The 21,622-nt window shown below is 73.1% G+C and carries 22 protein-coding genes and 1 pseudogene; 13 read left to right on the top strand and 10 right to left on the bottom strand.

Annotation, left to right across the window (positions count from 1 at the left end):
- Positions 1 to 95: 95 nt before the first annotated feature.
- The 5 genes from amiA to IEZ04_RS16795 form a co-directional block, all read right to left on the bottom strand.
- Entirely contained in the window at positions 96 to 209 is a 114-nt protein-coding gene (gene amiA, locus IEZ04_RS35605; protein WP_241270818.1) for a streptamidine family RiPP, read from the bottom strand.
- A gap of 57 nt (positions 210 to 266) precedes the next feature.
- Complete coding sequence (locus IEZ04_RS16780) at positions 267 to 1,088, bottom strand: ABC transporter ATP-binding protein (RefSeq protein ID WP_189217672.1); 822 nt, start codon at positions 1,086 to 1,088, stop codon at positions 267 to 269.
- Positions 1,089 to 1,108: 20 nt separating this feature from the next.
- Positions 1,109 to 2,116 carry a FecCD family ABC transporter permease gene (locus tag IEZ04_RS16785; protein WP_189217673.1) on the bottom strand — a complete coding sequence of 336 codons (1,008 nt, stop codon included), beginning with the start codon at positions 2,114 to 2,116 and terminating at the stop codon, positions 1,109 to 1,111.
- Entirely contained in the window at positions 2,113 to 3,249 is a 1,137-nt protein-coding gene (locus IEZ04_RS16790) for a FecCD family ABC transporter permease (protein WP_229821075.1), read from the bottom strand. Before IEZ04_RS16790 ends, IEZ04_RS16785 begins: the two co-directional genes overlap by 4 nt.
- A gap of 116 nt (positions 3,250 to 3,365) precedes the next feature.
- Positions 3,366 to 4,295, bottom strand: coding sequence for an ABC transporter substrate-binding protein (locus IEZ04_RS16795; RefSeq protein WP_373296323.1), 930 nt, complete (start codon positions 4,293 to 4,295; stop codon positions 3,366 to 3,368).
- 138 nt (positions 4,296 to 4,433) lie between these two features.
- Between IEZ04_RS16795 and IEZ04_RS16800 the strand changes: the two genes are divergently transcribed.
- The 10 genes and pseudogenes from IEZ04_RS16800 to IEZ04_RS16845 all read left to right on the top strand — a co-directional run bounded on the left by IEZ04_RS16800 (position 4,434) and on the right by IEZ04_RS16845 (position 12,226).
- A complete protein-coding gene (locus IEZ04_RS16800; RefSeq protein WP_189217675.1) occupies positions 4,434 to 5,633 on the top strand; it encodes a YncE family protein in 1,200 nt (399 codons plus the stop codon).
- 265 nt (positions 5,634 to 5,898) lie between these two features.
- Positions 5,899 to 6,729: a class I SAM-dependent methyltransferase gene (locus tag IEZ04_RS16805; RefSeq protein WP_229821076.1), complete on the top strand. Its 831-nt coding sequence runs from the start codon at positions 5,899 to 5,901 to the stop codon at positions 6,727 to 6,729.
- Between the two features lie 45 nt (positions 6,730 to 6,774).
- Complete coding sequence (gene rpmF, locus IEZ04_RS16810) at positions 6,775 to 6,945, top strand: 50S ribosomal protein L32 (RefSeq protein ID WP_189217676.1); 171 nt, start codon at positions 6,775 to 6,777, stop codon at positions 6,943 to 6,945.
- A 3-nt stretch (positions 6,946 to 6,948) separates the two neighbouring features.
- Entirely contained in the window at positions 6,949 to 8,124 is a 1,176-nt protein-coding gene (locus IEZ04_RS16815; protein WP_189217677.1) for a GTP-binding protein, read from the top strand.
- 65 nt (positions 8,125 to 8,189) lie between these two features.
- Positions 8,190 to 8,621, top strand: a complete 432-nt coding sequence (locus IEZ04_RS16820; RefSeq protein WP_189217678.1) for a Fur family transcriptional regulator — start codon at positions 8,190 to 8,192, stop codon at positions 8,619 to 8,621.
- 238 nt (positions 8,622 to 8,859) lie between these two features.
- Complete coding sequence (locus IEZ04_RS16825) at positions 8,860 to 10,038, top strand: V-type ATP synthase subunit B (protein ID WP_268245670.1); 1,179 nt, start codon at positions 8,860 to 8,862, stop codon at positions 10,036 to 10,038.
- Positions 10,039 to 10,042: 4 nt separating this feature from the next.
- Positions 10,043 to 10,639, top strand: coding sequence for a V-type ATP synthase subunit D (locus tag IEZ04_RS16830; RefSeq protein WP_229821078.1), 597 nt, complete (start codon positions 10,043 to 10,045; stop codon positions 10,637 to 10,639).
- Between the two features lie 88 nt (positions 10,640 to 10,727).
- Positions 10,728 to 11,062 (top strand): annotated as a pseudogene (locus tag IEZ04_RS16835) (hemerythrin domain-containing protein); the annotation flags it as partial.
- Between the two features lie 196 nt (positions 11,063 to 11,258).
- On the top strand, positions 11,259 to 11,516 hold the full coding sequence (locus tag IEZ04_RS16840; RefSeq protein WP_189217679.1) for a DUF1876 domain-containing protein: 258 nt from the start codon (positions 11,259 to 11,261) through the stop codon (positions 11,514 to 11,516).
- A gap of 482 nt (positions 11,517 to 11,998) precedes the next feature.
- On the top strand, positions 11,999 to 12,226 hold the full coding sequence (locus IEZ04_RS16845; protein ID WP_189217680.1) for a hypothetical protein: 228 nt from the start codon (positions 11,999 to 12,001) through the stop codon (positions 12,224 to 12,226).
- Positions 12,227 to 12,330: 104 nt separating this feature from the next.
- Here the strand turns inward: IEZ04_RS16845 and IEZ04_RS16850 are convergent, their stop codons facing one another.
- Positions 12,331 to 15,117, bottom strand: a complete 2,787-nt coding sequence (locus tag IEZ04_RS16850; protein WP_229821079.1) for a cation-translocating P-type ATPase — start codon at positions 15,115 to 15,117, stop codon at positions 12,331 to 12,333.
- 242 nt (positions 15,118 to 15,359) lie between these two features.
- On the opposite strand from IEZ04_RS16850, the gene IEZ04_RS16855 reads away from it, so the two are divergent.
- Together IEZ04_RS16855 and IEZ04_RS16860 are read left to right on the top strand one after the other, a co-directional pair.
- Positions 15,360 to 15,704, top strand: a complete 345-nt coding sequence (locus IEZ04_RS16855; RefSeq protein ID WP_189217681.1) for an Rv1733c family protein — start codon at positions 15,360 to 15,362, stop codon at positions 15,702 to 15,704.
- Positions 15,705 to 15,927: 223 nt separating this feature from the next.
- The gene (locus tag IEZ04_RS16860) at positions 15,928 to 16,800 is read left to right on the top strand and encodes a universal stress protein (protein WP_189217730.1); all 873 of its coding nucleotides are present in this window, start codon (positions 15,928 to 15,930) and stop codon (positions 16,798 to 16,800) included.
- A gap of 8 nt (positions 16,801 to 16,808) precedes the next feature.
- Here IEZ04_RS16860 and IEZ04_RS16865 read toward each other — a convergent pair whose 3' ends face one another.
- The 4 genes from IEZ04_RS16865 to IEZ04_RS16880 form a co-directional block, all read right to left on the bottom strand.
- The gene (locus tag IEZ04_RS16865; protein WP_189217682.1) at positions 16,809 to 17,504 is read right to left on the bottom strand and encodes a response regulator; all 696 of its coding nucleotides are present in this window, start codon (positions 17,502 to 17,504) and stop codon (positions 16,809 to 16,811) included.
- Between the two features lie 88 nt (positions 17,505 to 17,592).
- Entirely contained in the window at positions 17,593 to 18,624 is a 1,032-nt protein-coding gene (locus tag IEZ04_RS16870) for a PAS domain-containing sensor histidine kinase (RefSeq protein WP_189217683.1), read from the bottom strand.
- Between the two features lie 100 nt (positions 18,625 to 18,724).
- Positions 18,725 to 20,290 carry a circadian clock protein KaiC gene (gene kaiC, locus IEZ04_RS16875; RefSeq protein WP_189217684.1) on the bottom strand — a complete coding sequence of 522 codons (1,566 nt, stop codon included), beginning with the start codon at positions 20,288 to 20,290 and terminating at the stop codon, positions 18,725 to 18,727.
- Positions 20,287 to 20,601 (bottom strand): circadian clock KaiB family protein, encoded by a 315-nt coding sequence (locus tag IEZ04_RS16880; RefSeq protein ID WP_189217685.1) that lies wholly within the window; start codon positions 20,599 to 20,601, stop codon positions 20,287 to 20,289. The genes kaiC and IEZ04_RS16880 overlap by 4 nt, the downstream gene beginning before the upstream one ends.
- Before the next feature lie 299 nt (positions 20,602 to 20,900).
- Between IEZ04_RS16880 and IEZ04_RS16885 the strand changes: the two genes are divergently transcribed.
- A complete protein-coding gene (locus tag IEZ04_RS16885) occupies positions 20,901 to 21,575 on the top strand; it encodes a response regulator transcription factor (protein WP_189217686.1) in 675 nt (224 codons plus the stop codon).
- Positions 21,576 to 21,622: the final 47 nt, after the last annotated feature.

A 21,622-nucleotide genomic window follows, 5' to 3' on the forward strand; every position in this document is an offset into this window, starting at 1 on the left:
ATCCTCCTGACGGCAACGGCAACAGGACGTGGGACGGGCGTGGACCCGCCCGGAAGACAACGGGCGGGCCCACGGTCGGAGTGCTGGGCCCTCGCCTACTCCTCGGTGTCCTCGAAGGGGTTCTCGACGAGCGCGTTGGAGTGGGAGGCCGAGTCGTGGGCCAGCTGGCCCGGGTCGGCGATCGGCGCGAAGACCTGCTCGTTGTCCATGAACTCTCCTTTTTCATCGGGGAGACGCGGCGTTCGGGTGAGCGCCGCAGCGCCACACTAATGAATCTGATTTTCATATTCTAGATCGGCGAGGGGGTGATCTGGGTAACACACCGGCCATCCGCCCTCCGGGTCCCGGCCGACCCGGCCCGCCACCTTCAGCACGTCGGCCAGCAGCCCCGGCGTGACGACCTCCTTCGGCGTCCCGTCGGCCACCACACGGCCGTCCCGAAGCCCGACGATCCGCTCGGCGAAACGGGCCGCGTGGGCCAGGTCGTGCAGCACCATCACCACGGTGAGCCCGCGCTCCTCGCGCAGCCGGACCACCGTCTGCAGCACGTCGAGCTGGTGGTGCAGGTCCAGATAGGTGGTCGGCTCGTCGAGCAGCAGGACGCGGGTGTCCTGGGCCAGCGCCATCGCGAGCCGCACCCGCTGCCGCTCGCCGCCGGACAGCGCGTCGACGTCGCGGTCGGCCCATCGCTCCACCCCGACGTCGCGCAGCGCCCGCCGCACGACGGGGTCGTCGGCCTCGCGCAGCATGCCCAGCGGGCCCCGTGCCGCGTACCGCCCCTGCCGCACCAGCTGACGCACCGTCATACCCGGTACGGCGAGCGCGGACTGGTGCAGCAGCGCCACCCGGCGCGCCGTGGCGCGCCGGGAGAGCCGGGCGAGGTCGTCCTCACCGAGCAGCACGCGCCCCCGGTCCGGTCGCAGCAGCCCGGCGGCCAGCCGCAGCAGGGTCGACTTGCCGCAGCCGTTGAGGCCGATGAGGGCGGTCAGTTCGCCCGGCCGGACGGTCATGTCGACGCCCCTCAGCACGGGGCGCGCGGGGTAGCCGAACTGGACCCCCTCGACGTGGATCCCCATGGACTCGGTCATGTCTCGTCCTCCGTCGCACTTCAGAACGTACGGCTCGGCGTGCGGCGCACGACGACCAACAGCAGCGCGGCACCGAGGCAGGCGGTGAGCGCCCCGACCGGCAGCGTGAGCCGGCCGGCGTCCAGCACCTCCGCCAGCAGCCGCGAGAACAGCTGCGCCGCGGCGTCCGCCCCGCACACCACGACCGCACCCACCAGAGCGGCGCCGGGAAGGCTCGCGCGCAGGTCCGCGCCGAAGAGGGCGACGGCCAGATGCGGGGCCAGCAACCCCACGAAGCCCAGCGCCCCGACGGCGGCCACCGCGCCCGCCGTCAGTGCCACCGCGCACAGGAGAGCGAGGGTCCGGGCCCGCCGGGCGGAGAGGCCGGCGGCGAGGGCGATGTCGTCCCCGCAGCGCAGCAGGGTCAGCGGCCCGGCCAGCAGCCAGGCCGCGGCACCCCAGGCCAGCGCCCACGGCCACAGCAGGTGCCAGTGATGCCACACGCGCCCCTCGGTGGTGCCGACGAGCCACTGGACGACGCTGCCGAGTTCGCCCGGTTCCACGAGGAGCACCATGGCGGTGAGTCCGCCGAGCACCGCCGACACCAGCACCCCGTGCACGGCGGTCTGCGCGGCATCGCCACCACCGCGGCCGGCGAGCAGCCACAGCAGCGCCGCTCCGGCGCAGCCGCCCACGCAGGCGGCGAGGACGACGGCCAGGGGCGAGTCCCACCCCGCGAGTCCCAGGGCTGTCGCGGTGACAGCCCCGAGAACCGCCCCCGGCGTCACGCCCGTCACCTCGGGCCCGGCCAGGGGATTGCGCAGCGCGGACTGCAGGACCAGCCCCGCCACGGCGAGGCACGCGCCCGCTCCGACGGCCACCAGCAGCCTGGGCAGGCGCAGTTGCAGAAGAATGTGACGTTCCGTCGTGTCACCGCCACCGCCCAGGACGTCCCAGGTCACGGCCGGGGACATGCCGCGCCCTGCCACCAGTTCCACCCCGGCGCAGACGACGGCCAGTGCCGCGAGCGCCGCGAAACGCCGGCTCACCGCGCGTCCTCCGTTTCGGTTGCTTCACCGGGGGCGCGGGCGATTCCGCTGGGGCCGCCGCCCCCGGGCCCGTCCCGACGAGAGTTCTGTGGTGCCACGTCGTGCAGAGCTTCGTCCGCGGAGCCGGAGGGCATGGCCCGCGCACTCCGCGCCGCCGTACGCACCTCGGCGGAACCCGCCGTCCCGCGCCGGACTCGGCCGAGGCCGCGGCGGCGGCCGCCCGACCTCATCAGGGCGACCCCGGCCGGTACACCCAGCAGGGCCGTCCAGGCTCCGACCGGCGTCTCCACCGGCGCCAGCGCCAGCCGGGCCGGCACATCGGCGGCGGTGACGACGACGGCACCCCACGCTGCGGACCAGGGCAGCCACCGCACCGCCCCCGCAGCGGGGCTGAACCACCGGGCCAGGTGCGGGGCGAGGAAGCCCACCCACGCCACGGGCCCGCACACCGCCGTCACGGGCGCGATCAGCACCACGGCGATGGCCAGCGCGGCCAGCCGGGCCCGCTGGGCACGTATGCCCAGCGCCTCGGCGTCCTCGTCGCCCAGCCGCATCACCGAGAGCACCGGCGCGCACAGCACGAGGGCGGGTGCCGCGACGAGCAGCCACGGCCACAGGCCCGCGACGTCGTCCCAGGTCCGGGCGGAGAGGGAGCCGAGCAGGTAGCGGTAGATCAGCTGGAGGTCGAGCTGGTCGGCCATGACCATCAGCACGAGCAGCGCGGCCTGCAACGCGGCCGCGACCGCGGCGCCGGTCAGCAGCACGGCGGACGGGCTGCGGCCCAGCCCGGCGGCGAGCAGCGTGAGTCCGCCGCCGAGCGCGGCACCGCCGATGGCCAGGAAGGGCTGGACGACGGCGGGCAGCGACAGCGTCAGCACCAGCGGCGCGGCCACCCCCAGCGCGGCCCCGGACGACACACCCAGCATCTCCGGCACCGCCAGGGGATTGCGGAGCGCTTCTTGGAGCACAAGTCCCGCCGCCCCCAGACAGGCGCCGGCGACGAGGGCCAGCACCAGGCGGGGGACGCGGAGTTCGGTGACGACGATCCCGGCGAGCGTGGTGTCCCCGTCCAGTGCCGCACCGGCGAGCCGGTGCGGCGGGACGTAGGGGGTACCGAGGCTCAGGGCGCACATGGACGACACGGTCAACAGCGCGACGACCAAGAGCGATTGCCACCCTCGTGCACGACGTGCGGGCCGCCGGGCACCCACCGTGCCGTCTGCCGCGGCGGGCGCCGAGAAGAGCGCTTTCACCGCAGCGCGGCCGTGGCCTCGTCGAGGACGATGCCCAGCGAACGGGTACCACGCCCCTTGGCCCACACTTCTGAGTTCACCTCGTGGACGTCGCCGTTCCGCACCGCCGGGATCTTGCTCCAGAGGGGGTTCTTCGCCAGCTTCTCCGAGAGCTTGCCGTCCGCGTCGCCGAAGCTCATCGTCTCGACGAACAGCACGTCCACGCCCTGGGCGAGGATTTCCTCGAGGCTGTAACTGCCCTCCACACCCCGGGACTTCCAGGGGTAGTCGGCGATCTTGGGGAACAGGCTGGCGGTCACGTCCCCCTCCGGGGTGGCGACGCCGAAGTTCTCGTCACTGCCGTAGATGATGAGCGCGGTCCTGTCGCTCGGGGTCTTCTCGGCCTCGGCGAGCTTGGTCCGGAAGTTCTTCTCGGCCTTCTCCCCCTCGGCGGTACGGCCGGTGAGCGCGGCGGCATCGCGCAGGTAGCCCACGCTGTCCTCCCACGTCTCGGGCTGCATGGCCCAGAACGTGGTGGCGTCCTTCAGCGCCGGAGCCAGCTTGCCGTGGGTGTCCCCCAGGCCGATCACGAGATCGGGCTTGTGGGAGAGGATCGCCTCCACCTCCGGGGCGATGAACCCGCCGGGGACGACGTCGACCTTCCTCGCCTTCTCCTCCCCCAGGAAGCCGGGGTGGGCGAGCAGCGTGCTGTTGGTGGCCGTCGGGACGATGCCCAGTTCGGTCAGGATGTCGTCGCAGAGCGCGAACAGACAGACGATCCGCTCCGGTTCCTTCTTCAGCGAGATCTTGGCACCGTTCGTGTCGGTCAACTCCGTCGCCGCCCTGATGGGTTCGACGGTGACGTCGGTCCTGGCAGCGGGCTCGGCCTTGTCTCCGGTGGGTTCATCGGATGACGAACCACAGCCGACCAGGACGGAACCCACCATTGCCGCGGTGATCCAACCGCGGACGAATCTCGACGGTGAGCGCAGCATCGGTGCCCTCGCTTCTTCTCAGGGACTCGGGACGCACCGAAGATACATGATAACCATTTTCAGCATGTCGGCTGCTCTCTGGAGGACTCCATGCCCGCTGCCGCTCCCGTACTGCTCGTCTCCGACCACGTGGAGGGATCCGTACATGTGCTGACCGTGCCGGACGGCACCGTCATCACCCGCCTCACCGGTCGTCATCTCTCGGAGCACGCCGGATTCCTGGCGCTGCCGGGAGGACGGGTGGCCTGCGTCGACGAGCGCCGGGGAGAACTCCTGGTGCTCGATCCCTTCGGCGACGAGCTCGTACGACTCGCGGTGCCGGTCGCCGTACCGGCCGAGCACCTCGCCTGCGACCCGTCCGGCCGCCGGCTGGCCGTCACCACCGGCGTGGGCAGGAACACCGCGCCGTGGTCGGACCTGCTGACCGTGATCGACCTGGCCACGGGAGAAGCCGCCAGGGTGCGCACACGTGTCGGCGAACCGGGCGTCACGGTGCTGGGCGGCGGCGATCCGCTGGTCGTGCTGCGGCACCGGGAACCCGGCGCGCTGGCCGTCCACCGGTTCGCAGACCTCCTTGCGGCACCGCCCGGCTGCCCTCCGGTGCCGCCACACGCCATCCTGCCGCTGCCCGGCGACGGACACGGGGACGCCCAGGAACCCCACTCGGGACACGTGTTCGCCGCCACGGGCGCGGGGGTGCACCGGGCCCGGCGGAAGGGTGACGCGCTTGTCGCCGAGACGGTGATCCCATGGGGATCGCCCGCCCGGGGCTGGTACCTGCGCCTCGACACCCGTCGGCGGGTGCTGTGGAGCACGCTGCGCGGTGGTGCTCCGGACCCGCTGCGGTGGCCGGAATGGACCAACCAGGCATGGCGCCATGACCTCGGGACAGGCCGCACGCACCGCACGGAGCTCGGTCCCGGCCTGGTCTTCCGGCTGGCCACCGCCCGCCGCCACACCGCCTTCACCCGCATCCATCCCGACGGCGACGAACTGATCCTCCTGGATCCCGACGACACCGTCCGCCGCACCCCCCTGCCCGCCATGGACGGCGCTCCACGTCGCGGCGGCACCCCCTGGGAGGGAGTCCAACGACGAGCGGTGGGCGCCTCACCGGGCTCCGACTGGGTCGCCGTCACCCGCGGTGGCCACGGTGAAGTGCACATCGTCGACGCGGAGTCGGGCCACGAGGCGACCCGTCTGCGGTTGGGTACGCCGCTGCACCACGGCGGCCACGTGATGCTGCGCATGCGGAGCGACGGCGCCGACGGTGATCCGGTGGGCCGGTGACGGCGCGTTCGGGCCGGCGGTGTCCACGCATCCGGGACACCCCCGACAGTCCTGCTCCGGGACGGGCGCCTCCGGAACAGGGCCGGCCCGACCGGGTCCTCACCACGTCGGCACACGCCCGCATCCGGCAGCCGGCCCGGCACACGGACCGCTCCGCGCGCCCACAGGCACCCGCTCGCCGGCGTGCAGGGCGGGTTGAGCACGGCCTACTCGTAATGAACACCGTTTTCATGTAGCGTTATGGTCTCACTCACTGGAGGCAGCCATGACGGCACGGCCCGAGGTGCCCTTGGGCACGGTCCAGGAGACCCTGCTGATACCCCTGTACGGACGCGCGGTGGAGAACCGCAAGCCGGAGCCCGCACTGCGCGATCCTCGAGCCGAGGAGATCGTCGCCTCGGTCGACTACGACTTCTCCCGCTTCGACGACTCACCGAGCCTGGTGGGCTCGGTCCTGCGCACCGCCCTGTTCGACCAGTGGGTGTCGGACTTCCTCACCGGCCACCCCGAAGGGACGGTGGTGGAACTCGGCACGGGACTGAACACCCGCTACGAGCGGACCGACAACGGCCGGGCGCGCTGGTTCGAGCTGGATCTGCCCGACGTCGTCGACCTACGGCGCGACTTCTTCACCGACACTCCGCGCCGGACGACGATCGCTGCCCCCGTGACCGACCGGGCCTGGAGCGACATGGTCGCCTCCGGGTCGAAGGCCCCGTACTTCTTCGCCGCCGAGGCCGTCCTGCCGTTCCTCACCGAGGACGAGGTCCGCGGCGTCGTCGACGTCGTGGCCGAACGGTTCCCGGGTTCCTTGCCGGCCCTGGACACGGCCGGTGCCGGCATCGTCGATGCCCAGGACGAGCACGACGCGCTCGGCAAGGTCGAGGCCCGCATGCGATGGGCGTGCACCGGCCCCGCCGAGATCGCCGCATGGCACCCGGGGACCGAGGTTCTCGCCTCGTGCCGCATCACCGAACTGCCGTCGCCCCTGAGCGACCACCTGCCCGGCGCCTACCGGGACATGCTCTCCGGCCCGGCCGGAAAGCGTCTGCCGCAGGTCGGGGAGTACCGGCTCAGCCTCCTTCGGCTTCCGTAGTCCCCGCTCACCGTTCCCTCACCCCCTCACGGAAGGACCCGTCCCATGGCCGTTCCCAAGCGCAGGATGTCCCGCAGCAACACCCGTCACCGTCGCGCCCGGTGGAAAACGAGCGCGCCGGACCTGGTGCCCGTGACGGTCGACGGGGTGACCCACCGGGTCCCGCAGCACCTCGTCACCGCCTACCGGCGCGGCCTGCTGCGCCCGGAGGGCTGAGGAATGCCGTCGCGACGCCTTCCCGTCACCGTACTGTCGGGCTTCCTCGGTGCCGGGAAGACAACGCTGCTCAACCACGTCCTCACCAACCGCGAAGGCCTGCGCGTGGCGGTGATCGTCAATGACATGAGCGAAGTCAACATCGATGCCGCGCTGGTGCGCGGCGGCGATGCCGCGCTGTCCCGGACCGAGGAGCGGCTGGTGGAGATGACCAACGGCTGCATCTGCTGCACACTGCGGGACGACCTGCTGGAAGAGGTCGACCGGCTCGCCCGTGAGGGCCGCTTCGACTACCTGCTCATCGAGTCCAGCGGCATCTCCGAGCCGATGCCGGTGGCGGCCACGTTCGCGTTCGCCCGCGACGACGGCGCGACCCTGGACGATGTGGCGCGCCTCGACACCATGGTCACCGTCGTCGACGCGGCCAACTTCCTGGCAGAGCTCGGCACCGGGGACGACCTGGCGGAGCGCGGACTCGCCCCTTACGAGGACGACGAGCGAACCGTGAGCGACCTGCTGGTCGACCAGGTGGAGTTCGCCGACGTGCTGGTGCTCAACAAGCTGGACCTGGTCGACGACGCCGACGCGGACCGGCTGCGTGGGGTGCTGACCCGGCTCAACCCGCAGGCCCGGCTGGTCACCTCGGTGCACGGCCGCATCGACGCCCGCGACATCCTGGCAACCGGACGCTTCGACCTGGAACGCGCCCAGCAGGCACCGGGCTGGGTGCAGGAGCTGAACGGCGACCACGTCCCGGAGACCGAGGAGTACGGCATCTCCTCCCTCGTCTTCCGGTCGGCGGCGCCCTTCCACCCGGAACGGCTCTGGGACTTCGTCACCCAGGACATGGACAGCGGCGCCTACGGCCGGGTCCTGCGCTCCAAGGGCTTCTTCACCCTGGCCGGCCGCGACGGCGTGACCGGCCTGTGGTCCCAGGCCGGTTCCGTCGCCCGTTTCGAACCCTCCGGGACCCGCGATGCCGACGCACCGCACGCCCAGGAGCTGGTCTTCATTGGTGTCGGCCTGCGGGCGGACCGTCTCCGTGCCGCCCTGGCCGACTGCCTCATGGCCGTGGGAGAGCCGGCACCCACGACCGACCCCTTCCCCGGCTGGGACACCGGAGAAGTTCGCGCGCACGAGGACGAACAGGGAACCTCGCTCCTGACAGCGGCCGTGTAACCGGACCCGGGGCGGTCGAGCGCGTTCAGCCGTCCCGGCCGCCCCACCGCCACGGAGGCACACGCATGCACGGAACGACCCGCGGCGCGTGGCGCCCCACCCCGCAACGGGCCGCCGTTCTGCAGGCGCTGACCGCTTGCGACGGCTTCACCTCCGCCCAGACCCTGCACGCGGCGCTCACGGCGGACGGTGTCGAGGTCGGCCTGACCACCGTCTACCGCACGCTCCACCTGCTGGAGACGTCGGGCCAGGTCGACGTGGTCCGCGACAGCGACGGCGAACGCCTCTACCGGCCACGCCCCGCCGACGGCCACAAGCACTACCTCCTGTGCCGGCGATGCGGCCTCAGTCTCGCCGTGGACTCCGAGGAGGTCGAACAGTGGGCGGTCGAGGTGGCGCGTGTCACCGGGTTCCACAACATGGATCACACCCTCGAACTCACCGGTGTGTGCGGCAACTGTCATACCGGGCGCGACGGCGATCGAACGGACGCCTGACACACATGTGCCGCGCGCTCCTCAGCCGCGTGGGCGAGGACAGCCGTCCGGCGGCAGGGGCGACGGCCGCCGTCGGCCGACGGCTCGGCAGCAGCACCGCAACGGCCTTCGCGGACGGTCGTTCCAGCGGGCTGTCCGCTGCCGCCCCTGACGCCGGCGGACGTCGAAGCCACCGTGGACCGTATCGCGGAGAACCCGGCGCCGGAGCGCGGCAGGCCGCCGGCGGCCACGCCCGACGGTGCTCTCGCGAGCCGGCTGCTCCCCATGGGCCCCGCACTGTGACGACGGTATCGACGACGCCCGCCTGTCGCGGCCGCGACACCATGGTCGACCAGGCCCCGTCTTCGGCACGGCCTCCTCGGCGGTCGTCGGCAACCCCGTCAACCCCGTCAACCCCGTGCGCCGCGAACCCCCGTCGGAACCCGTACTGACCGGGATCAGCGCCATCGACGCACTCACCACACTCGTACGCGGCCAGAAACTGCCGGTGTTCTCGGTGGCCGGCCTGCCGCACCTGGAGCTGGCCACGCAGATCGCGGCCCGGTCGACGGCCGGCGGGGAGGCGTTCTGTGTCGTCTCCGCCGCCATGGGCGTGACCCGTGCGGACGCCGCCTTCGTGCGGGACGCGCTGGAGGAGCGGTCCGCCGCGGGTGAGCTGGTGCTCCTGCCCAACACCGCGGACGATCCGGTGATCGAGCGCCTCCTCACCCCGCGCGTCGCGCTGACCGTCGCCGAACGGCTGGCCTTCGGGGAGGGCCGCCACGTGCTCGTCGTGATGACGGACATGACGAGCTACGCCGAGGCCCCGCGCGAGGTGTCCGCGGCCCGCGGCGGGATCCCCGCCCGCCGCGCCCACCCCGGTTACCTCTACAGCGACCTGGCCTCCCTCTACGAGCGGTGCGGGCGCGTCCGGGGCCTCGCGGGGTCCGTCACCGTGCTGGCGTTGCTGACCATGCCCGCGGGCGACATCACGCACCCGGTGCCGGACCTGACCGGGTACATCACGGAGGGGCAGATCGTGCTCTCCCGCGAGCTGCACGCCATGGGCGTCTGCCCGCCGGTGGACGCGCTGTCCTCACTGTCCCGCCTGATGCGCCGGGGCGCCGGTCCCGGCCGCACCCGCGACGACCACCTCGACGTCGCCGCCCAACTGCTCGCGGCCCTGGCCCGGGCCCGGCAGGTCAGGGAACTGGCCGAGCTCGTCGGGCAGTCCGCGCTCGGCGCCGCCGACCACCCCTACCTCGACTTCGACGCGGCGTTCGCCCGTGGCCTGGTGGACCAGCGGCAGGACGAGTCACGCACCCTGGAACAGACCCTGGAACGCGCCTGGCAGGTGCTGCTCACCCTGCCGCGCAGCCAGCTCGCCATGCTGCCCGCCAGGTTCCTCGACGCCCACGGCGCGGCGGAGGACGGGTGATCCCATGGCGGACGTACGCATCCCGCTCGGACGCGCCGGCCGGATGAGGCTGCGCCGCAGCCTGGACGCCGCGCTGCGCGGCGCGGACCTGCTCGACCGGAAGCCGCGCATCCTGCGCGCCAGTCACGAGACGCTGCTGCGCACCGAGAGCACCGCACGGGAGCGCTGGCACCGGGCGCTGCGGGAGGCGGAGACGTGGCTGTGGCGCGGGCTGCTCCTCGGCGGGAAGGAGGCGCTGGACACGCTCATACCTCCGGGTCCCGCGGAGGTGGAGTTCGCCTGGACGTCCACGATGGGCGTACGGCACCCCGGGTCGGCGTCCTGCACGGTGCCGGAGCGTGACCCGGCCGCGCCCGCGCCCCCGAACACCTCCCTCGTGCACACCGAGGCCGCCTACGCCGAGGCCGTACGGGGCGTCGCCGAGTACGCCGCCGCCCGTGCGGCCGCCCGCGCCGTCGGGCCGAGGCCGCCGGCGCGTACGGGCCCTGCAGCGCCACTGGATCCCCCGGCTGGAGGCGGCCCTGGCCCGCGCCGATCTCGCGCTGGAACAGAACGAGCACGAGGACGCGGTCCGCAGGCGCTGGGCAGTACGGGGACGTGACGGCGGTGCGTGACGGCGAGGGGCGCACGCGCCAGAGATCGCAGGCGTCACGCCCGACGGAACTCCCGAGGCCGACGACGAGGGTGCCGGCACGCAGGCCCTGGCGGCGGTACGCGAGGTGCACCGGTTGCTGGCCGAACGGCTGCTGCCGCACGAGGACGCCGAGGAACACCAGCTGTATCGGCGCTGGCGTCCGCGCTCGGCGGCCCGGAGGCGACCGCCACGATGAGCCGCGCCCACGCCGAGATCGAACGGCTCGCCCGACGGATCGCCACCCACCTGACGCTCGCCGGGGCCGAGGCCGACGGCGTGCCGGCGCCGGAGCAGCTCGAGGACCTGCGGGCCTGCCTGTACGGGCTGTACACGGTGCTCCGGCTGCATTTCACGCAGGAGGAGGAAGGCTACTTCAGCCTCGCGCCGTGAGCCGGGGAGCCGGCAAGCCGGAGAGTCGGCAGGGGCGGTGGAGCGGGGCGAGCGGGGCGAGCGGGCCGGCCGAAGGGCCTCGCGCCGGATTCCCCGGCGTCGCGGGGGCCGTTCGGCTCTGGCGCGGGCGTGGGTGGCGGGCGCAGGGTGGGGACGACGGACACATTCCCCGTACGCCCGTAGGAAGGTGATCGCTATGGAAGCCAAGCAGTGGACCGTGCAGATCTACCTCACCGAGGACGGGGACGAGACGCACGCACGTGCCGTACTCTCCACCCGCGACACCTCGACCCTCACCGGCAGGGGCACGGCCCGGCGCAACCCCGTCGACCGGCCCGTTCCCGAGATCGGCGACGAACTCGCCGCCGGCCGCGCGCTGGAGGATCTCGCCGTCCGGCTGCACGACGTGGCTACCGACGACATCATCCAGCTGGCGGGTCCGGCCCGGACGTGACCGTACTGTTCCGCTCGTCCCATGGCGTAACGGGGTGTCGTCGCGGCCGGGCGGCCAGGGCGACCACACGTCCCGCCGGAGGTCCGGCCCGGGCCGGCGGGCGGCGAGGGCCGCTCGGCCCGTCCTCGGGTCCCGGTCAGCCCATGGGCCCGCGGGGCGGTCCACCCGATGCTGGGAGCGAAGGCTTCTCGGAGGGAGGCCGCCGTGACCACCACTCAGGAACCGTCAGGGCGGTTCGTGTCGGGCATCCGCACCGCCGTCCGTGTTCGGTGGGCCGGTCCCGGCGGCCATGACGGGGAGGAGCGCCCGTCACCGCCAGGAGATGTCCGGGCGGATCAGCGGCCGCGGCTCTTCTTCACCCGTCCGCCCTCCCCTCCGGTCTCCGGGTGCGGCTCACGCCGCACCATCCGCACGGCCCGCGTCCGCGTGGACCGGGTCGGCCGGGTCTTCGTGCTCCGCGCGGCACAGGGAAGGAGGCAGTCATGATCCCCATGATGCTGATCGGCGCGATAGTGGTGGGCGCCTGCCTGGTGTTCGGCTACACCTCGTTCGTCGTCGGCTTCGTCCTCATGCTGGCGGGGGTCCTCGGACTCGTCGCCTTCATGGCCACACCGGGCGCGGTGCTGCGCCCCGGTGAACGTGAGTTCGTCGAGGAACGGCACTACATGGGCAAGCACGACGACGAGGACTACCACCGGTACCACCGGTAGTGGCCGTCCCCCGTACCGAGCGCGATGACCGGCCATATGAGTACGCGTGTGACCCCCGCGGCCCACCCCTTCCGGGGGTGGGCCGCGGCGCCCGGCCGACGCGTTCAGCGGACCGACCGCCCGGCCAGGGCCGCCTCGACGAACAGGACGGTGGAGGCGACACCGAGGCACACGGCCCACTGCGAGGGGTCGAGCGGCACGGTTCCGAAGACGGTCTGTGCCCAGGGGACCTGGACGGCGACGACCTGCACGGCCAGGACTCCGGCCAGGCACAGCCACAGGGTCCGGTTGCGGAACTGGTACCGGCCCAGCGGAGGCCCGCCGTCCGCGCGGGCGTTGAGGGCGTTGAACAGCTGGAACAGCACGAAGGTGGTGAACGCCATCGTCACCGCGGTGTCCGTGCCGACGCGGGGCCGGGCCAGGGCCAGCAGGGTCACCGTGCCCACGGCCATGACGGCGCCGGCCCGGCCGATGGCGAGCAGGCGGCGGGCGTTCAGGATGCGTTCGCCCGGATCACGCGGCGGGCGGCGCATCACGTCGTCACGGGCGGGATCGACGGCCAGGGCCATGGCGGGCGGCCCGTCCATGATGATGTTGATCCAGAGCAGCTGGGCCGCGGTGAGCGGAGCGGGCAGGCCGGCCAGCGAGGAGCCCAGCAGGGTCAGGATGGCGCCGGCGTTGGTGGCGAGCTGGAAGCGGACGAACTTGACGATGTTGCCGTAGATCGCGCGCCCCTCGCGCACCGCCCGGACGATGGTGGAGAAGTCGTCGTCGGTGAGGACCATGTCGGCGGCTTCCTTGGCCACGTCCGTGCCGGTGACGCCCATGGCCACGCCGATGTGGGCGGCCCGCAGCGCGGGGGCGTCGTTGACGCCGTCGCCGGTCATGGCGACGATGTGGCCCCGGCTCGACAGCGCCCGTACGATCGCGACCTTGTGCTCCGGGGCGACGCGCGCGAACACGCCTATCCCGTCGATGCGTGCGGCGAGCTGTTCCTCCGTCATACGGTCCAGCTCGGCACCGGCGACGGCATCGCCCCGGATGCCGAGTTCCCGTGCGACGGCCGCCGCGGTGTCCGCGTGGTCACCGGTGATCATCTTGACGGTCACCCCCGCCGTGCGGCACAGCGCCAGCGCCTGCCGGGCCTGCGGACGCGGCGGGTCGGCGAGCCCGGCGACCGCCGACAGCGTCAGTCCCGGCAGCGAGCCCGGCGCGTATCCGGCCGGGGTGCCGTCCAGGCCGTCCAGGACGGCGGTGGCCGCGCCCAGGACCCGCAGGCCCGATCCGGCCAGGCGTCCGGTCACGGCGAGGACGTCGTTCCTGCTCCGGTCGTCGAGGCGGCGGACACCGTCCTCGGTGAGGATGTCGGCGCACAGGTCCAGCAGGACGTCCACCGCTCCCTTGACGTACACCCGGACCCGGCCGCCGGGTTCACTGTGGAAGGTGGCCATGTACTTGGCGGATGAGTCGAAGGGGATCTCACCGACCCGGGGCCGCTCTGCCCGCAGCCGGTCCGCGTCCAGCCCGGCTTTGACCGCCAGCACCACCAGCGCGGCCTCGGTGGGGTCTCCGACGAAGCCGCTGTCGTCGCCGTCATCGCCGCCGTTCAGGCGCGCGTCGTTGCACAGCGCGAAGGGCAGCAGCGCCTCACGCACCGCACGTTCGTCCACCGCCTGCCGGGCTTCGACCGCACAGGACGCACGCGGTGCACGGATGGTGCCCGCCGTCCCGTACCCCTCGCCCGTCACGTCGTACAGCCGCCCGGCGGCCCACACCGACCGCGCGGTCATCTGGTCCAGGGTGAGCGTGCCGGTCTTGTCGCTGCAGACGACCGTCGCCGAGCCGAGCGACTCCACCGCGGCCAGGCGTTTGACGACGGCTCCCCGGCGGGCCATGCGGTACACCCCGAGTGCCAGGGTGACGGCGAGCACGGCGGGCAGTCCCTCGGGGATCGCCGCCACGGCCAGGGCCACCGCCCGCAGCGCGATGTCCGGCAGCGACTCGCCGCGGACCAGCGCGACCAGTGCGTACGCCACGACCGCGATCCCGCTCACCGCCGCCAGCCGCCGCCCCAGGCTGTCCAGCTGGATCTGGAGCGGGCTCGCCGGTTCCGCCCCGGTGCGCAGTGCCTCGGCGATGGTCCCGAGTTCGGTGCGCATGCCGGTGGCCGTGACGACCATCTCGGCGCGGCCCCGGGTCAGGGCGGTGTTCATGAACAGCATGCTGGTGCGTTCGGCCAGCGGCACCTGGGCGGTCCCGTCGGGGTCGACCGGGGCCGTGCTCTTGGCGACGGGCTGGGACTCGCCCGTCAGCGCCGCCTCGGCCACCTCGACCGACTCCGCGACGACCAGCCGCCCGTCGGCCGGTACGCGGTCGCCCGCCTCCAGCAGCACCACGTCGCCCGGAACCAGCGCCTCCGCCTCGACGGCCTGCTCGACGCCGCCACGGCGCACCCTCGTAATGGGCACCAGCATCCGCCGCAGCGCCTCCAGGCTGCGTTCCGCCCGCCGCTCCTGGAGGTAACCGAGGACGGCGTTGATCTGCAGCACCACGGTGATCACGACGGCGTCCTTGACATCGCCGAGCGCGCCCGCGACGACGGCGGCCAGCAGCAGGATGCCGATGAGCCAGTTACGGAACTGGTCCAGGAACCTCAGCCATTCCGGCCGCCGGGCCGGTTCGGCCATGCGGTTCGGTCCGTGGGCCGCGAGCCGTTCGCGGACCTGACTCCCGGTCAGTCCGGCGCCCGGGGTGACACCGAGCCGGTCCGCCACGCGTTCCGGGGGCATCCGGCAGGCGTCGGGGAGCTCCGCGGCCCGCTGCCCCGCGGGCCGCTCCGTACGGGGACCCGTCGGCGCACCGTTCGCTCCCCACAGGACCGGACCGCTCATGACGGCTCCTCTCCGGACACGTCCGGACGTACGGGCAGGACCACGGCGGGCGGCGGCGAGGTCCTCGGGCCGGTCGGCGGCAGAAGTCCTCGCGCGGCCGGACGCACGGCCCGGCGGCCACGTCTCGCTCCTGCGGCCAGACTACGAGCCGGACGAGGCCCGACAAGGTGCCTTCAGGCCCTTGCGCACGCGGGAACGGCCCAGGTCTCCCGCACCCGCCGAATCGGTGATGCGGGCCTTCGGTGCCGGCGGGCGACCGGGTCTTCGTCACCGTCCGCTGGACGGATGCGGACGGCACCCGGCACACGGGCAGGGCCCGGGTCGACGCCGGAACGAAAGCCCGCGAGCGGGTCGTCGTGTGGACCGACCGGCAGGACCGGAGCAAGCCCCGGCCACTAGAACCCAAGACCCCGGCCCAGGCGGGGTTCCAGGCCGCCACCATGGGCGCCACGGCATCCCTCGGGGTCGCCGGAACGGCGGCCGGCGGATACCGCACGGCACGTGTCGTTCTCGACCGGCGCCGGCGCCGCGCATGGGAGGCGGAACGGCAGGAGGTGGGATCGCAGTGGGGGCGGGCGGGCGGCTGACCCGGAGGCGGGTGGCCGACCGTCCCGTACGACGGCCCGTTCGGCCCTGGCCATCGGCTTCGAACGCCGTCGACCCTGGTACGGGGGAACCGTCGGCGCGCCCGCACGAGGTGGTCCGGGCCGGCGTCGACGGCTCGGCGCACCGCACCGGGCGTGACACGGCCTGGACGGGCACCCCTCGCGGTCGCGCGGCCGTGGCACGAGAGGAGGAGCCATGGGCACCATGAGCGGCTCGGTGGTCGTCGGAGTGGACGGCTCCGCATCGAGCCTGGACGCCGTGGCGTACGCGGCACGCGAGGCCGCGTACCGGAAAGCCACCCTCCGGGTGGTGCACGCCCTCGCCCGGCCGTCGGCGCACCTGCCGCTGGGCGCGACGCTGCCGGAAGCGACCCGGATGCGACTGCGCACGGTGGCGGGCCGTCTGGTGGAGGACGCGGTGCGTGCGGCGCGGGCGCTCGTGCCGGACGTCGACGTCTTCGGCGTGGTGCTGCCGGGAGGACCGGTGCCCGTGCTGCGGGCCGAGTCGCGGACGGCGGACCTCGTCGTCGTGGGCAGCAGGGGCCTGGGCGGGCTCGGGGTCCCGCTGCTGGGCTCGACCGCGACCGGACTGGCCGCCCACGGGCGGTGCCCCGTGCTGGTCGTGCGCGAGCGGGCCGACCCCGCCGGGCCGATCGTGCTCGGCGTGGACGGATCTCCGGCCGGCGCCGCGGCCGTACGCTTCGCCCTGGACGAGGCCGCCCTGCACGGTGCCGATGTGGTGGCCGTGCACGCGTGGACCACGTGGAACGCTCCCATGCCGCCTCCGCAGGACCCGGCCCTGCCCTACGCGAACCGGCCCGGCGCGCTGGCCGCCGCGGAGGAGCGACTGCTGGCCGAGGCCCTGGCGGGCACCTGCGAGCAGTACCCGGACGTGAAGGTGGAGCACAAGGCCGTACACGGCCCCACGCGCCAGGCGCTGATCGAGGCGAGCAGGTCCGCCCGGCTCACCGTCGTCGGCTCCCGGGGGCACGGCGGGTTCACCGGGCTCCTGCTCGGCTCGGTCAGCCACACCGTGCTGCACCACGCGCACAGCCCGGTGGCGGTGGTGCGGGGATGAGTACGGCGTCAGCGGCCGTCGCCCCGTGACCGCTCCTGGACCTGGGTGGCGATGACGGCGGCCTGGACGCGCCGCCGCACGCCGAGCTTGGCGAGCAGGCGGGAGATGTGATTCTTCACGGTCTTCTCGGCCAGGTACAGCCGCTGGCCGATCTGGCGGTTGGTCAGTCCCTCCCCGATCAGGACCAGGATCTCCCGCTCCCGCTCGGTCAGCCCGGGCAGGGCGTCGTCCTCCCTCTCCGGCTGCCGCCCCTCGTCCCGCAGCCGCGCCAGGAGCTTCGTGGTGGTGCTCGCGTCCAGCAGCGACTGGCCGCGCGCCACGGTCCGCACCGCCGAGACCAGATCGGAGCCCTGGATCTGCTTCAGGACGTACCCGGAGGCACCCGCCATGATCGAGTCCAGCAGTGCCTCCTCGTCGTCGAACGAGGTCAGCATCAGGCAGGCCAGGCCCGGCATGCGCGAGCGCAGTTCCCGGCAGACGGTCACGCCGTCGCCGTCCGGCAGCCGGACGTCCAGGACCGCCACGTCCGGCCGCAGAGCGGGGACACGCACCAGTGCCTGCTCGGCCGTGGCCGCCTCACCGACCACGGCGATGTCCGGTTCGTCAGCCAGCAGATCGTGCACCCCGCGCCGTACCACCTCGTGATCGTCCAGCAGGAAGACCCGGATCGAGGCGCCGCTGCCGGCCCGCTCGCTGTCCGTCATGGCTCGCTCCCGTGGTGAGTGCGGCTGCCCTCTGGCATCCTTCCCCTTGTCCCGGCCCATGGCCAGGGCGGGACGGCCCTGTGACAGCTCAGCACCGCCCGCTGCCCTCGTCGCTTCGCGGAGTGAGCCGGCCCTCCTCGGGCGGCTCCTGAACCGGTGGTCCGCGCCGCAGTCGCAGACAGAACGCGGCACCGCCCTCCGCCGCGACGGGCTCGTACCAGGCGTCCCCGCCGCCGGCCCGGGCGAGAGCGCGGACGATCCACAGGCCCAGCCCGGTGCCCTCCGCGTTCCGGACGGCATCGGGGGCACGACTGAAGCGCCGGAACAGGCGGGGAACGAAGTCGGGGGGCACGCCGGGCCCGTGGTCCCGCACGCGGACCTCGAGGTGAGCGGCCGGCTCCGTGACGTGTATCCCGACCGGCGGGCGTCCGTAGGTGAAGGCGTTCTCCAGGTAGTTGACCAGCATCTCCCGGAAGTCCCCTCGGTCCACGTACGCCACCGCACCGGGAGGGCAGGACACATCGACCTGTGCGGCGTGTTCGCCCAGCTCGGCGAGTCGCTCGAGGACGAACTCGAGGACGGGCACGGGCTGCGGAGCGACATGAGTGGCCCTCGCGTCGATCCTCGCCGCGGTCAGCCGTCTGCGTACGAGGGTCTGCAGCCGCTCCGTTCTCTCGATGACGCGCTCCGCGATGTCCGTTCTCTGCTCCTCGGTGAGTCTCGCGCCGGCGTCCCGGAGCGTGTGCGCGAGCACGCTGATCGCGGCGAGGGGACCGCGGAGTTCGTGGGCGGCTACGGCGACCACGGCGTCCTGGCGTTCCAGCGCCGCCTCCAGCTCGCGTTCCGCGGAGCGCCGCTCGGTGACGTCCCGCAGCGTCGCGATGTGGAGGCGTTCCCCGGCCGCGTTCGTCGCCGTCACCCGCATGTCGACCACGCGTGCCGCGCCCGACGGCAGGACGAGGTCGATCTCGGCGGCTTCTTCGGCGACGACCGGGAATCCGAAGGGAGCGCCGACGAGTTCCGTCGCCGGGCGGCCGAACAGCTCGGCGGCGGCCGGATTGCAGAGCCGGATGACGCCCTCTTCGTCGACGGCGACGATCCCGTCGGGCGCCCCCGACACGACGGCCACACTCGTGTGGCCGTCGAACAGGACCCCCGGGGACCGGCACGGCTGCGCACTCCCCCGCTCTCCGCCCGGTCCGCCGCCAGCCGGCGGCGGATCAGTCATCGGAGCTCTGTCCGGGATCCGGCGGACCCCACCGGTCCTGTTGCTGACGGCCTTCGCCCCCCGGGGACACGGGCGACGGAAGGTCGCCGCCGGGCCCGTAGGCCGACCCCAGGACGTCGGACGGGCCGCGCATCGGTTCACCGATGTGCATACCGGCACTGTCGATCGTGAACCGGCGGATGCTGTGGTCGTGGTCGGAACCGCGGGACTGCAGGACCGCGATGCCGCGCTGGATCTCGCCCTGGCTCTCCGCGTACCGCAGGAGGATGGTGACGTCGGTGAGGCTGGCGACCTCCATCGCGATCGCCGGCGTGACGGTCGGGGTGACCCTGCCGGTGGGGGCGGAGGTGAGCAGCGTCGTGATCTCGCCGTGCCGCAGGACAGCGCCGAGGGCGATGACGAAGTCGAGCAGCGCGCGGGAGGTCACGATCCGTTCGAGCGCGGAGAGGGTGTCGATGATCACACGGGCGGGAGCGAACTCGTCGATGGTGCGCCTGATCCTCAGGAAGTGCTCCTCCGGGGATGCCGCCTCGGGGAATTCGGACACGACGTGCAGCAGGCCCGTGGCCTCCATGGCGTCGAGGTCGATTCCCCAGCCCGCGGCGGTGCGGCCGAGTTGCTCGCGGGTCTCGTCGAAGGTGTACAGCAGACACCGCTCACCGGCCTCGACCGCGGCGGCCGCGAAGAACACGCTCGTCAGTGTCTTGCCCGTGCCGGTGGGGCCGGTCAGCAGCGCGATCGCGTCCCGGAACACGCCGCCGCCGCACATGCGGTCCAGAACGGCGTTCCCGAGCGAGACCCGGTCGGTCGACACCTGCGCGCGCGGCCGGAGGAAGGCGAGCGGCATGACGACGATGCCCTCCTGCGGACCGATGGTGAACAGCCATTCGCCGGTGCGGTGGGCGGCGCCGCGGAACTTGACGATCTCGACGGTCCGCCGGCGCCGCTCGTGCCGCAGGACGTTGCGCAGGATGATCACGTTGTCGAGGACGAACTCCTCGACGCCGAAGCGGGAGACACCGTCGTACTCCTCGGGCCGCTCCGCGGTGAGGACCGTGGTGACTCCGAGGGGCTCCAGGGCCGAGACGATCCGGAACATCTCGTGGCGGACGCTGCCGGTGTCGGAGAAACGGCTGAACACCTCACCGAGGGAGTCCAGCGCGACCCGTCGTGCGCCGCTCCTGCGGACCGCGTGCACGATCCGGGCCACCAGCGCACCGAGGTCGTACGTGCCGATCGTCGGCGCCTCATCGGCGATGTCCGCGGAGGCGTCGACGAACGTCCACTTCCCGGCCGCCTCCCACTCTGTGATCGGGAAGCCGAGCGAGGCGACGTTGTGCCGGATGTCGGCGGGAGGCTCCTCGAAGGCGACGAAGACCCCGGGGGCGTCGAAGTTCTGCACGCCGCGCGCGAGGAACTCGACGGCGAACAGGGTCTTGCCGCTCCCCGTCGTCCCGGCCACCAGCGCACAGCGCCCGGCCGGCAGGCCCCCCAGCGCGATCTGGTCGAAGCCGCTGATGCCGGTGGGTACCCGCCGGATGCTCTCGATGCCAGTCATCGTTCCTGCCTCTTCTGGGGCGGTCCGCCCTGGTCCGGTAGGCCGAGCGCGCGAACTGAGCGCTGAGATTCGAGATCCCCGATGACCCGCCGCTCCGGGGGCGGCGTGTGTCTGATGACGGTCGGGGTGGCCAGTACGCGGTGCTCCTCCGCCAGTTCGGGCCGTTCGGTGACGTCGACCACGTCGATCTCGTAGCAGCCCGGGACCCTGGTCTCGCACAGATACCGCAGGTTCGCCCGCGCGGCCTCGGAGCGTTCCGTCGGTCCCGCCACGTACAGCGTAAAAGAGTAGGCGACCGGGTCACGGACCATCTGCGGTCCTCCCCCGGGCGCACGGGAGCGCAGGGGCACGGGCCGGAGAACCGCCCCGCCCGGCACACACTGCCGGCACACGATGTCCGCCGTCGGCACCGCTGCGCATGGGAAGGCCTCCACGATGTGGCTGCTGCGTCCCTCAACCTACGCATCGGCGACGGCACATGACAGGGGCGGAACTCGACTACGCTCGGGTAACGGCACCGCGACGAGGAGGGCCGCCCCCGCGACGCGCGAAGCGGCGGACGACGCGTACGCGGCCAGGCCGACGAGGGGCTCGTCCGTGAGGACTTCGCATGATCCGGGTACTTGTCGTCGAGGACCAGCGGGCGCTGGCAGGAGCGCTCGAGATCGCGATCGGGGCCCAGCCCGATCTCGCGTGCGTGGGCGCGGTGGGCACGGTCGAGGAGGCTCTCCCCCTCGTCGCCGCGCACCGCCCGGAGGTGGTGCTGATGGACATCCACCTGCCGGGCGTCGACGGCGTCGAGGGAACCCGGCGGATCAGGGCCGGGCACCCGCGCACCCGTGTCCTGGTGCTCACCGCGGACACCAGTCCGGCCCTGCTGGCAGGCGCCGTCTCGGCGGGCGCGGCCGGCTTCCTGGCGAAGGACAGCCCGTTCCCCTCCGTCCTGGCGGCCGTCCGTGCCCCGGCCGAGGGGACGATGTACGTCGAGGAGTCCGCCTTCACGGCCCTCGTCGCGGCGGTGCGGGCGCCGAACGGGAACGGGCCTGTGCGCGCCCGGCACGGCGGCGACCGGGCCGGGCTCACCGAGCGGGAACTGCAGGTCCTCCGGCTGATGGGCGAGGGACTCGGCCCCCGCGCCATAGCCGAGCGGCTCGTGGTGAGTCCGCACACCGCACGGGGCCATGTGAAGAACGTCATCGCGAAACTGGGCGCGCACAGCCAGTTGGAGGCGGTCGTCGCGGCGACCCGGTCCGGCCTGCTGCAGATGCCGCCCGAGCGGGACTGACGGGACGGACGAGGCTGCCGGGACGAGGCCCGCCGAAGACGGCTTAT

Source organism: Streptomyces ruber (assembly GCF_014648075.1).
In the GTDB taxonomy this organism is placed as follows: Bacteria; Actinomycetota; Actinomycetes; order Streptomycetales; family Streptomycetaceae; genus Streptomyces; species Streptomyces ruber.